13 protein-coding genes are annotated in these 11,158 nt (G+C 55.2%); 8 read left to right on the top strand and 5 right to left on the bottom strand.

What is annotated here, in order from left to right:
• Positions 1–412 (top strand): hypothetical protein (locus KDX30_RS14275; RefSeq protein ID WP_231676437.1); only part of this gene is annotated, 412 nt, incomplete at its 5' end.
• On the opposite strand, the gene tyrS is transcribed toward KDX30_RS14275, so the two are convergent.
• Positions 393–1,592 (bottom strand): tyrosine--tRNA ligase, encoded by a 1,200-nt coding sequence (gene tyrS / locus KDX30_RS14270; protein ID WP_099268448.1) that lies wholly within the window; start codon positions 1,590–1,592, stop codon positions 393–395. The two genes, KDX30_RS14275 and tyrS, sit on opposite strands and share 20 nt — an antisense overlap.
• Positions 1,593–1,807: 215 nt before the next feature.
• Between tyrS and KDX30_RS14265 the strand changes: the two genes are divergently transcribed.
• Positions 1,808–3,244 (top strand): peptidoglycan DD-metalloendopeptidase family protein, encoded by a 1,437-nt coding sequence (locus KDX30_RS14265; RefSeq protein ID WP_099268449.1) that lies wholly within the window; start codon positions 1,808–1,810, stop codon positions 3,242–3,244.
• Between the two features lie 3 nt (positions 3,245–3,247).
• Entirely contained in the window at positions 3,248–4,342 is a 1,095-nt protein-coding gene (locus KDX30_RS14260; RefSeq protein ID WP_099268450.1) for an anhydro-N-acetylmuramic acid kinase, read from the top strand.
• 57 nt (positions 4,343–4,399) lie between these two features.
• Here KDX30_RS14260 and erpA read toward each other — a convergent pair whose 3' ends face one another.
• On the bottom strand, positions 4,400–4,750 hold the full coding sequence (gene erpA, locus KDX30_RS14255; protein WP_027900658.1) for an iron-sulfur cluster insertion protein ErpA: 351 nt from the start codon (positions 4,748–4,750) through the stop codon (positions 4,400–4,402).
• 168 nt (positions 4,751–4,918) lie between these two features.
• Positions 4,919–5,953, bottom strand: a complete 1,035-nt coding sequence (argC, locus tag KDX30_RS14250) for an N-acetyl-gamma-glutamyl-phosphate reductase (RefSeq protein WP_095101166.1) — start codon at positions 5,951–5,953, stop codon at positions 4,919–4,921.
• 133 nt (positions 5,954–6,086) lie between these two features.
• On the opposite strand from argC, the gene hemJ reads away from it, so the two are divergent.
• From hemJ to coq7, 5 genes are all read left to right on the top strand, one after another.
• Complete coding sequence (hemJ, locus tag KDX30_RS14245; RefSeq protein ID WP_099268451.1) at positions 6,087–6,509, top strand: protoporphyrinogen oxidase HemJ; 423 nt, start codon at positions 6,087–6,089, stop codon at positions 6,507–6,509.
• A 69-nt stretch (positions 6,510–6,578) separates the two neighbouring features.
• Positions 6,579–7,490 (top strand): DUF805 domain-containing protein, encoded by a 912-nt coding sequence (locus KDX30_RS14240; RefSeq protein ID WP_231676435.1) that lies wholly within the window; start codon positions 6,579–6,581, stop codon positions 7,488–7,490.
• A gap of 60 nt (positions 7,491–7,550) precedes the next feature.
• A complete protein-coding gene (locus KDX30_RS14235; protein WP_231676432.1) occupies positions 7,551–8,339 on the top strand; it encodes an SDR family NAD(P)-dependent oxidoreductase in 789 nt (262 codons plus the stop codon).
• 92 nt (positions 8,340–8,431) lie between these two features.
• On the top strand, positions 8,432–8,770 hold the full coding sequence (locus KDX30_RS14230) for a histidine triad nucleotide-binding protein (RefSeq protein ID WP_231676429.1): 339 nt from the start codon (positions 8,432–8,434) through the stop codon (positions 8,768–8,770).
• A gap of 122 nt (positions 8,771–8,892) precedes the next feature.
• Positions 8,893–9,540: a 2-polyprenyl-3-methyl-6-methoxy-1,4-benzoquinone monooxygenase gene (coq7, locus tag KDX30_RS14225; RefSeq protein ID WP_231676426.1), complete on the top strand. Its 648-nt coding sequence runs from the start codon at positions 8,893–8,895 to the stop codon at positions 9,538–9,540.
• 65 nt (positions 9,541–9,605) lie between these two features.
• Here the strand turns inward: coq7 and speD are convergent, their stop codons facing one another.
• Together speD and KDX30_RS14215 are read right to left on the bottom strand one after the other, a co-directional pair.
• Positions 9,606–10,406: an adenosylmethionine decarboxylase gene (gene speD, locus KDX30_RS14220; protein ID WP_027900664.1), complete on the bottom strand. Its 801-nt coding sequence runs from the start codon at positions 10,404–10,406 to the stop codon at positions 9,606–9,608.
• 238 nt (positions 10,407–10,644) lie between these two features.
• Positions 10,645–11,067 (bottom strand): OsmC family protein, encoded by a 423-nt coding sequence (locus KDX30_RS14215; protein ID WP_027900665.1) that lies wholly within the window; start codon positions 11,065–11,067, stop codon positions 10,645–10,647.
• Positions 11,068–11,158: the final 91 nt, after the last annotated feature.

Genomic DNA, 11,158 nt, shown 5'->3' with positions numbered 1-11,158 from the left:
TGACAGCGCAAGCACCCACACGAATTGCTTGATTCAATTGTTAAAGAGCGGTTGGTTAAGATCTTTCGTCTCAACCGAGGCGCGCATTCTACAGCAGCCCCTGTATCTGTCAAGCGGTTATTTTAAGAAGTTTTCAAAGTTTCCTTTGCAACTTCAACCACTTGCGCTTCGATCAACATCACGTTGCTCGTTAGCGGGAGGCGAATTCTACAGCGTTACAACCTGCTGTCAACTGCCTTTTTCACCGCTTTCGATCAACTTCATCGAAGCCTCTTCTACGCCAACCGAATCGTCCAACTCATTGATTATCAAGGAGTTTTTCGCTCTGTCTGCGCCAGAAGAGGTGCGAATTATAGAGAGATTCGAGAGGCCGTCAACCCCTAATTCACGCTTTATTCCAAAACCAGCGTAATACGCCCGAAAGCCTTCTTCCCAGCCTGGCAAACATGAGTCGCTCCCACCTTAAAGACGAACGAGCGATCAACAACTTCACCATCTATACGCACGCCACCCGAAGCAAGCAGATCCCGGGCGACTGCGGAGTTCTTAACCAACCCTGCCTTATTAAGGACGGCTGAGATCGGCATATCTTCAGGGGCACCTACCGAGATCTCGGGCAAATCGTCTGGCAGTTCACCTTCCTTCATGCGGTTACCCGCAGAGCGGTGGGCACTGGCAGCAGCTTCGTCACCATGGAAACGAGCAACGATCTCTTCAGCCAGCTTGATTTTGATATCGCGCGGGTTTGCACCCTTCTCACAATCTGCCTTGAAGCCGTTGATCTCTTCCATAGAACGAAAGCTCAGCAGCTCGAAGTAACGCCACATCAATGCATCCGGGATCGAAACCAGCTTGCTGTACATAACGCCCGGCGCTTCCTGGATACCTACATAGTTACCCAGCGACTTGGACATCTTCTTCACACCATCCAGACCTTCCAATAGAGGCATGGTGAGGATGCACTGCGCTTCCTGCCCGTAGGCGCGCTGCAACTCGCGCCCCATCAGCAGATTGAATTTCTGGTCGGTACCACCCAGCTCGACATCGGAACGAAGAGCGACAGAGTCGTACCCCTGCACCAACGGATAGAGGAACTCGTGGATAGCGATTGGCTGGCTGCTTTTATAGCGCTTGTCGAAATCATCACGCTCAAGCATCCGCGCCACGGTGTACTGCGACGAGAGACGAATGAAATCCGCAGGGCTCAGCTTGTCCATCCACGTAGAATTGAAAGCCACCTCGGTCTTGGCAGGATCAAGAATCTTGAATACCTGGGATTTGTACGTCTCGGCGTAGTCGAGAACCTGCTCACGGGTCAGCGGAGGACGCGTGGCGCTTTTGCCACTTGGATCACCGATCATGCCAGTGAAGTCGCCAATCAGAAAGATGACGTGATGCCCCAACTCCTGGAACTGACGCAGCTTATTAATAAGCACGGTATGACCCAGGTGCAGGTCAGGTGCCGTAGGATCGAACCCGGCTTTAATACGCAGCGGTTGACCACGCTTGAGCTTGGCCACAAGCTCGGCCTCAACCAAAAGCTCATCTGCCCCACGCTTGATCAGCGCTAGCTGCTCTTCAACCGACCTCATATCCATCCCCTAAAAATAGCCGTTTTCAAAAGGGGACCAACCATACAAGATCAGCGCCCAATTACAAGTTTTGCCCAGCATTGCGGGACGAATCGAAAGCCGATTCATCCGCAGGGTTGCTTCGCACAGGTTTTGGTTATATTTTATACAGTTATTTCATCTTCATCATGTCATTCATCTTTTCCAATTCATCTTTTTTCAAAGTCAAATTACCTATGATAGACACGCCGCCTAAAGCGCCACCGCTTTATCCCAAGACTCACCTGCTCGCAGCCAGCGGCATCGCCGCCCTGTTAAGCCTGGCGCTCTTGGTTTTTCCCTCAAGCGAAGTCGAAGCTAAAAAAACCGTTTTGAATCTTGATATGGAAGCGCCTGCTGATCAAAGCGCACCTAACCAAGACGCTCTGGAAACGACTGAAGCCACACATTCGGCAACAGATTCTCCATTCGCCCAGATCGACAATGGCGATGAGCAAACTGAGAGCAATGCGGCCAATGAACCCCAGCCCACCGCAGACAGCGCAGTGGCGGCTGCTGCACCCAAGAATCCCAACCATCGGGAAGTTACCGTAGCCAGAGGGGACACCCTGTCCACTCTGTTTGAAAAGGTAGGCCTTCCAGCTGCGACCGTGCATGAAGTCATGGCCAGTAATAAGGAAGCCAAACAATTCAGCCGCCTGCAGGATGGCCAGGTCCTGCAATTCGAACTGACGCCAGAAGGTCAGTTGAAGCAACTGCACACCAAGCTCAGCCAGCTGGAAAGCATCAGCTTGTCCAAAACGGACAGTGGCTTCACGTTCAATCGTGAAATCAGCAAGCCAGACGTGCGTACGGCCTACATACACGGCGTGATCACCAACTCCCTGTCACAGTCCGCACAGCGTGCAGGCCTTTCGCACACCATGACGATGGACATGGCCAACATCTTTGGCTACGACATCGACTTCGCTCAGGACATCCGTAAGGGTGACGAATTCGACGTCATCTACGAGCAGAAGGTCATCAACGGCAAAACGGTAGGCACCGGCAATATCCTTTCTGCCCGCTTTACCAACCAGGGCAAGTCCTACTCCGCAGTTCGTTACACCAACAAACAGGGCAACACCAACTACTACACCGCCGACGGCAACAGCATGCGCAAGGCCTTCATCCGCACGCCCGTTGACTTCGCCCGCATCAGCTCAATGTTCTCCATGGGTCGCAAGCACCCCATCCTGAACAAGATCCGCGCGCACAAAGGCGTCGATTATGCAGCGCCACGCGGTACGCCGATCAAAGCTACCGGCGACGGCAAGGTACTGCTGGCAGGCCGTCGCGGCGGATATGGCAACACGGTAATCATTCAGCACGGCGATACGTACCGTACGCTGTACGGTCACATGCAAGGCTTTGCCAAAGGCGTTCAGACTGGAAGCACCGTCAGACAAGGTCAGGTGATCGGCTATATTGGTACTACCGGTCTGTCGACAGGCCCGCATTTGCACTATGAGTTCCAGGTAAATGGCGTGCACGTCGACCCTCTGGGTCGTAAATTGCCGATGGCGGATCCGATCGCCAAATCCGAAAAACAGCGGTTCATGCAGCAGAGCCAGCCATTGATGGCTCGTATGGATCAGGAAAAGGCCACCATGCTGGCCTCGAGCAAACGATAAGCCATGGCCTTCTTTTATATAGGTGTGATGTCCGGCAGCAGTCTCGATGGGATCGATATCGCCCTTGTTGAGCAGGATGACCGGCCAAGACTGTTGGCAACTCACTACATCCCGATGCCGGAGGACTTGCGCGCCGAGTTGCTAGGGCTTTGCTCCAGCGGACCGGACGAGTTGGCTCGTGCAGCGATCGCTGAACAGAAGTGGGTTCGCCTGGCAGCTGAAGGCGTACTGACGCTTCTGACCCAACAAGGTATGGTCGCTGGCCAGATTCGCGCCATCGGCAGCCATGGCCAGACCATCCGCCATGAGCCCGCTCGCGGTTTCAGCATCCAGATCGGCAACCCGGCGCTGCTGGCTGAGCTGACCGAGATCACCGTAGTCAGCGATTTCCGTCGCCGCGACATCGCGGCTGGTGGTCAGGGCGCACCTCTGGTTCCCGCGTTTCATGAGGCGCTGTTCGACGACAATAAAGACCGTCGTGCCGTTCTCAACATTGGCGGTTTCAGTAACCTGAGCCTTATCGAACTGGACAGGCCGGTAACCGGCTTTGACTGCGGCCCAGGCAACGTTTTGCTTGATGCGTGGATTCAGTCGCAGCGCGGTGAAGGTTTTGATCGTGACGGCGCATGGGGCGCAAGTGGCAAAGTTGATCCTGCCCTGCTGAAAGCGCTACTCAGCGATCCGTTCTTCCTGACCAAGGGTCCAAAGAGCACAGGACGGGAGGTGTTCAACCTCGGCTGGCTGCACCACCATCTGTTCCAGCTGCCGACGCTTTCTGCCGAAAACGTACAGGCGACATTGATGGAGCTGACCGCTCTGTCGATTACAGAATCCCTGCAATCGGCTCAGTCGGAAACCAAGGAGCTGCTGATCTGTGGCGGCGGTGCGCACAACGTGGCACTGACCAATCGCCTGGCGGAATTGCTCCCTAATACCAAAGTCAGCAGTACGGCCGCCTTTGGTGTTGACCCTGACTGGGTAGAAGCCATGGCGTTTGCCTGGCTGGCTCATTGCTGCCTGGAAGGCGTGCCTGCCAACCGTCCGACCGTCACGGGCGCTCAGGGTCTGCGAGTGCTGGGCGCTATCTACCCGGCCTGACTCCAGACAAACAAAAACGCCGCGCATTTGCGCGGCGTTTTTATGTGTGCAGGACAATCAGATCGAGAATGAAGACCCGCAGCCGCAAGTAGTGGAAGCGTTAGGGTTCTTGATAACGAAACGCGAACCTTCAAGACCTTCCTGATAATCCACTTCAGCACCCGCCAGGTACTGGAAGCTCATTGGATCGACCACCAGGCTTACGCCTTCGCGCTCAACGATGGTGTCATCGTCGGCGACGTCTTCATCGAAAGTGAAACCGTACTGAAACCCGGAACAACCGCCGCCAGTCACGAATACACGCAGCTTAAGGCGATCGTTGCCCTCTTCATCGACCAGGGTCTTCACCTTGTGCGCAGCACCATGGGTGAATTGCAAAGCCGTTGGAGTGAAGGATTCGACGCTCATGTTAAATATCTCCCGGCGCTAAGCCGTCATAATGCGTAATGACGCGCATTATCCGCTTCTCCGAGAAAATTGGTCAACTATTCCAGAGCAGCGGCAAGTTTCAAGCCTCAAGCTACAAGTGGTCGCACCAACCTCTTGAAGCTTGAAGCTTGAAGCTAAAAACTGCTTCTAGGGCATCATCCCGGCATGGGACAGACCCAGCTTCTCGTCCAACCCGAACATGATGTTCATGTTCTGTACGGCCTGTCCCGACGCACCCTTGACCAGGTTGTCGATAACCGAAAGCACGACGACCAGATCCCCACCCTGCGGGCGATGGACCGCAATACGGCAAACGTTGGCACCACGCACGCTGCGGGTTTCCGGATGGCTGCCAGCAGGCATCACATCGACGAATGGCTCGTTGGCATAACGCTTCTCGAACAGCGCCTGCAGATCAACCGACTTATCGACGACTGTGGCGTACAGCGTGGAGTGAATACCGCGGATCATTGGCGTCAGGTGCGGGACGAAGGTCAAACCCACATCCCCGCCAGCCGCGCGACGCAGCCCTTGGGTGATTTCAGGCAAGTGACGATGGCCTTTGACCGCATAAGCCTTGAAGCTTTCGTTGGCCTCGGAGTACAGCGAGCCAATACTCAAGCCACGACCTGCACCGCTGACACCGGACTTGCAGTCAGCAATCAGGCGCGTGTTATCGGCAAGCCCGGCTTCCAGCAATGGCAGGAAACCCAGTTGCGTGGCGGTTGGATAGCACCCTGGCACAGCAATAAGGCGAGCCTGCTTGATTTGCTCACGGTTAACTTCAGGCAAACCATAAACTGCATCCTTGAGCAACTCTGGCGCGCCGTGAGGCTGACCGTACCACTTCGCCCACTCCACGGAGTCTTGCAGACGGAAGTCAGCAGACAGGTCGATGACCCGAGTGCCGGCATTCAAGAGTTCGCCTGCAAGGGAATGCGCGACGCCATGAGGCGTAGCGAAGAAGACGACGTCACAGGCACCAAGCGTTGCAATGTCAGGCACGCTAAATGCCAGGCCATCATAATGGCCGCGCAGATTAGGGTACATATCAGCAACAGGCAGACCTGCCTCGGATCGAGAAGTAATAACGACCACTTCAGCTTGCGGATGCTGTGCCAACAGACGCAGCAACTCGACACCGGTGTAACCCGTGCCGCCGACGATACCGACCTTGACCATAACCTGCCCTCAACGTACCAACTGGAAAGCCGTCGATAATATGGGCCTGGCGCGTCTGCGACAACCGACAACGTGACGTATGGGCGCTCAAGCCACTACTATTTGCATACCGTGAACCTGGGAATAACTAAAAATGCTTTTATGGATCAAGGCTTTTCATATCGTTTCAGTGGTCTGTTGGTTCGCAGGGCTGTTCTACCTGCCAAGACTTTTCGTTTACCACTCCATGAGCGAGGACGCGGTCAGCCGCGAACGCTTCTGTACCATGGAGCGTAAGCTGTACCGGGGAATCATGGGCCCGGCGATGATCGCGACATTGATTTTTGGCATCTGGCTTATCGCTTTGGTGCCGGGGTACATGAGCCAGGGCTGGATGCACGCCAAGCTGACACTGGTCATTCTGCTGATCGGCTATCACCATGTGTGTGGCGCACAGGTCAAACGCTTCGCTCGTGGCGAAAATGGCCGTAGCCATGTGTTTTACCGCTGGTTCAACGAAATCCCTGTATTGATCCTGCTGGCAGTCGTCATTCTGGTGGTGGTTAAACCTTTCTAATCTCCTGACGGGACCGTCCACTCATCCTAGGCGGTCCGCGTTGCCGATCTCACGACAAGGAAGCGAAGCATGACCACCCCGCTGTTCAAGATTGTGTTCGAAGGGCAGTTGCGTAACGGTGTTGAGTTGCAGACTGCCAAGCTCAATCTTGCTAGCCTTTTCAAGAGTGAAGTCTCCGCTGTAGACAATCTGTTCAGCGGCAAACCCGTCGCCCTCAAGCGCGGTCTGAATCAGGCCGACGCACAGATTTACCTCAAGGCTCTGAACGATGCGGGGGTGGAAGCTCGTATAGAAGCCGACCCGGCGATTAGCCTGAACCTGAAAGAACTTGAGGAGACATCAGAGCCGCTCTACGCGTCTCAACCCCCACCGACATCCCCTTACGCGCCGCCGCGTGCAAGTGTCGCCGACACACTGCCCGAACATTCAACCCTTAAGGTTTTCAGTTTCCAGGGCAGGATCGGCCGCATTCGCTATCTGGCATGGACATTGGTCTGGATGGCTTCGTTGTTCATGGCGCTCGGCATGTGCGTCCTTGTGTTTACCTCGTCGCTGGTCGCAGGGGGGCTGCTGATTGCAGTGGTTATAGCTGCATTTGCTTTCGTCAGCTTCCAGATAGGCGCACAACGTCTGCATGATGCTGGATGGTCGGGATGGTTGTTGCTGTTGACTTTCGTGCCGTACATTGGCGCGATCTTCCCGCTCCTGATGGTTCTCGTACCCGGCAACAAGAATGTTAACCGCTACGGCCCGCCAGCGCCGCCCGACAGCCTGAGTGTCAAAATAATCGCCTGGTTGTGGATACTGTTTTTTGGCTTGTTCATCGCCGGTGGTATGACTGGCGGCCTGAAGAAACTGGACGCACAAATCGATGCCAGTACTGCGCAATATGAGCAATCGCTGCCCGATGATAACGCTTTGGACGAGCAGCTCGACGATTCAAACGTCGACTCGCAGCTTGAGGATGAAGACGATCAATAACCTGTATCCAAGTGTCCGGACTAAACTCCGCGGCCCGCACTACGTTCAACGGAGAACCGCATGACCCGTTACGCCTTGATCACCGGGGCAACCAGCGGAATTGGCCTGGCCATGGCCGAAGCCTTGGCACGCAGAGGACGGAACCTGTTACTGGTCGCTCGTCAGCGCGATGTGCTGGAAACGATCGCCATTGAACTGACTCAGCGTTTCGGCGTAGAGGTACTGATTCGCGCCTGCGATCTGGGCGAACCTTTGCGCCTGTCAGGTTTTCTGCTGGAACTGGAAGAAGAAGGTGCGCACCAGATCGACCTGCTGGTCAATTGCGCCGGTATCGGAACATCCGGTCCATTCCTGGCCCAGGACTGGGGATTGGAACAGGACCTGATCGACTTGAACATTCTGGCCCTCACCCGCCTTTGCCACACGGTCGGTAATTTGATGGCGCTGCAGGGTGGCGGACAGATTCTCAACGTTGCATCTGTGGCTGCGTTCAGCCCAGGCCCGTGGATGAGCGCTTATTACGCAAGCAAAGCTTACGTGCTGCATTTCTCGGAGGGGCTGCGTGAAGAGGTCAAGAAGAACGGGATCAAAGTATCGGTCTTGTGCCCAGGCCCAACACGCACCAGCTTTTTCCGTACAGCCCAACTGCAAGTGGGTAAAAGCGGCAACGAGAAAATGATGAGCCCCGAAGAAGTGGCGCTTTACACCGTTCGCGCGCTGGCAAAGAACCGCGCAGTGATCATTCCTGGCTGGCGTAATCGATTGATCACATTCAGCCCCAGACTGGTCCCACGTTGGGTAAGTCGCAATATTGCCGGGCTGATCAACAAGTCCGTGTGCTCGCGCTGACCGACAAACACTGGGCGCGCGCCGGTCCCCTCAGTACACTCGGTGCAGTCCATTCATCTGCACGTCCCATCCACCACAAGGAGCAAATGGCTGTGGATACTTTGTTCACCAAGATCATCAACCGCGAAATACCGGCGAAGATCATCTACGAAGACGATCAAGTGCTGGCCTTTCACGACATTGCCCCCCAGGCACCGGTCCACTTTCTGGTTATCCCGAAGAAACCGATCCGCACGATTAATGACCTGACCGAAGAAGACAAAGGCCTGGCAGGTCACATCCTGTTTACTGCGCAACGTCTGGCGAAAGAGCTGGGCTGTGAGGATGGATTTCGCGTGGTCATGAACTGCAATGAGCTGGGCGGACAGACCGTCTATCACATTCATATGCATGTTCTGGGTCAGCGTCAGATGAACTGGCCGCCGGGTTAATCCCGATATTCAAAGACTTGCAGTAAGGCTGGAGCCCGCCAGGGCTCTAGCCAGCTGATCCAGCTCAAGCCTCATCTGGCGGATTGGGGTAGACTGGCCCCATGGTTTTTCCGGAGGTGCCCATGGCTACCGAACGTCACTACTCCCCTATCGACCGTATCCTTTTACAGGCCGACGCTGCGATGCGCACGCTGTTGCCGTCCAAGGGATACTCCTCTCGTCCCTCGCCCGCCCTCGTCCAGCCCGAAGTTGCGATGAGTGACGTTGATACTCGGCACGTTGCAGGCCTGATGCGTATCAACCACACAGGTGAAGTGTGCGCCCAGGCGTTGTATCAAGGGCAGGCACTCACCGCCAAATTGCCCGATATACGCAAAGCGATGGAGCATGCCGCAGAAGAAGAGATTGACCATCTGGTCTGGTGTGAACAGCGCATTCACCAGTTGGGCAGCCATACCAGCGTACTCAATCCACTATTTTACGGCTTGTCCTTCGGCATCGGCGCCGCAGCAGGGTTGATCAGCGACAAGGTCAGCCTGGGTTTCGTCGCAGCGACCGAAGATCAGGTCTGCAAACACTTGAATGAGCACCTTGAGCAACTTCCCGCCGAAGACGAAAAGTCCCGTGCGATTCTTGAGCAGATGCGTGCCGACGAAGAACACCACGCACAAAGCGCGCTGGATGCAGGCGGCTTCCGCTTCCCGGCGCCGGTCAAGTTTGGCATGAGCGTGCTGGCCAAGCTCATGACCAAAAGCACTTATCGTATTTAAACCCGATAAATCGCGAGCACAAAAAAAGGCGCCTTTAGCAGGCGCCTTTCTTTTTGCATTGAATCCTAGACGGCGACGTTAACGTTGCGGCCGTAGAAGATTTCCAGCATTTCGTGCTTGACCTTGGCGGTCACCTGATCGCGTTGCACCGGGGACAGATTGCTGGTCGCGTCGCCGAACAGGTAGTTATCCAGTTCGAAGTTCTTGAGCAGCATCTTGGTGTGGAACAGGTTCTCCTGATACACGTTCACGTCTGTCATCTGGTAACTGTTGCGCGTGTCTTCAGAGAGGTAGTTCTGAATCGAGTTGATCTCATGGTCGATGAAGTGCTTCTTGCCTTCAACGTCACGGGTGAAGCCGCGCACACGATAGTCGACCGTCACGATGTCTGATTCGAACTTGTGAATCAGGTAGTTCAGCGCTTTAAGCGGTGAAATCACCCCACAGGTTGACACGTCGATGTCCACACGGAAGGTCGCGATACCGTCAACCGGGTGAATTTCCGGATAGGTATGGACGGTGATGTGGCTCTTGTCGAGGTGCGCCAGAATGGTTTCCGGCAGCGGGCCCGGCGACTCTTCGATCTGGCTTTCGGTAGGCGTCACCGGCTGCTCGGAAATCAGAATAGTCACGCTGGCGCCTTGAGGATCGTAATCCTGGCGGGCGATGTTGAGGATGTTGGCGCCAATGATATCTACGACATCGGTCAGAATCCGCGTCAGGCGTTCGGCGTCGTACACACTGTTGATGTACTCGACGTAAGCCTGCTGGTCCTGCGGGGTTTCCGCATAGCAGATGTCATAGATGTTGAAGCTCAAGGTCTTTGTCAGGTTATTGAACCCGTGGAGCTTGAGTTTGCTTTTCACCGTTAAAAACTCTCTATATATGTGCGGCCCAAGCCACGTGATCAAGCATGCCCGTCAGTTGAGCGAAGCTCAGCTGCGTAGGACGGTTAACACCTCTTCGCGGTGGCGATTTTGGTTGTCTGGTCGGGAGCGGCCGCAAACAACCTGCGCATCCTGCTCCCTGAAAAAGGGGCGCATTATGCAGACGTCAGGAGCTGTCTGCCAGAGTGTGCGCCGCTTTTATGATAATTGGGTGTCGTTAGCCCAATTCAATGATTTCGTAGTCGTGAGTAATCTCGACCCCGGCGTTGCCGAGCATGATCGAGGCTGAGCAGTATTTCTCGGCGGACAGCTCGATGGCGCGCTTGACCTGAGCTTCTTTCAAGCCACGGCCCTTCACCACAAAATGCAGGTGAATTTTGGTGAATACCTTTGGGTCTTCAGTGGCGCGTTCGGCTTCCAGAAAGGCCTCGCAGCTTTCTACTGGCTGGCGCGACTTCTTCAGAATGCTGACCACATCGAAGTTGCTGCAACCGCCGAGGCCGATCAGCACCATCTCCATAGGGCGCACGCCCAGATTGCGACCGCCACTCTCGGGCGGGCCGTCCATCACCACTACGTGACCACTGCCGGATTCACCGAGGAACATGGCTTCACCAGCCCATTGAATGCGTGCTTTCATCGCCAGGGGCTCCAATGCTGAAAAGGCGGCCAGCTTAGCACAGCGCTCGCCACGCTCTGAACGTACCGAGAAATTCCACTTTAAGACCAAC

The organism is Pseudomonas quasicaspiana (assembly GCF_021147825.1).
GTDB lineage: Bacteria > Pseudomonadota > Gammaproteobacteria > Pseudomonadales > Pseudomonadaceae > Aquipseudomonas > Aquipseudomonas quasicaspiana.
This window is presented reverse-complemented; position numbering and strand designations above follow the sequence as displayed.

Coding starts and splice junctions, on each gene's coding strand:
- tyrS (WP_099268448.1), bottom strand. CDS start 1,592: ATGAGGTCGGTTGAAGAGCAGCTAGCGCTGATCAAGCGTGGGGCAGAT.
- argC (WP_095101166.1), bottom strand. CDS start 5,953: ATGGTCAAGGTCGGTATCGTCGGCGGCACGGGTTACACCGGTGTCGAG.
- coq7 (WP_231676426.1), top strand. CDS start 8,893: ATGGCTACCGAACGTCACTACTCCCCTATCGACCGTATCCTTTTACAG.
- KDX30_RS14235 (WP_231676432.1), top strand. CDS start 7,551: ATGACCCGTTACGCCTTGATCACCGGGGCAACCAGCGGAATTGGCCTG.
- KDX30_RS14240 (WP_231676435.1), top strand. CDS start 6,579: ATGACCACCCCGCTGTTCAAGATTGTGTTCGAAGGGCAGTTGCGTAAC.
- KDX30_RS14260 (WP_099268450.1), top strand. CDS start 3,248: ATGGCCTTCTTTTATATAGGTGTGATGTCCGGCAGCAGTCTCGATGGG.
- hemJ (WP_099268451.1), top strand. CDS start 6,087: ATGCTTTTATGGATCAAGGCTTTTCATATCGTTTCAGTGGTCTGTTGG.
- KDX30_RS14215 (WP_027900665.1), bottom strand. CDS start 11,067: ATGAAAGCACGCATTCAATGGGCTGGTGAAGCCATGTTCCTCGGTGAA.
- KDX30_RS14265 (WP_099268449.1), top strand. CDS start 1,808: ATGATAGACACGCCGCCTAAAGCGCCACCGCTTTATCCCAAGACTCAC.
- erpA (WP_027900658.1), bottom strand. CDS start 4,750: ATGAGCGTCGAATCCTTCACTCCAACGGCTTTGCAATTCACCCATGGT.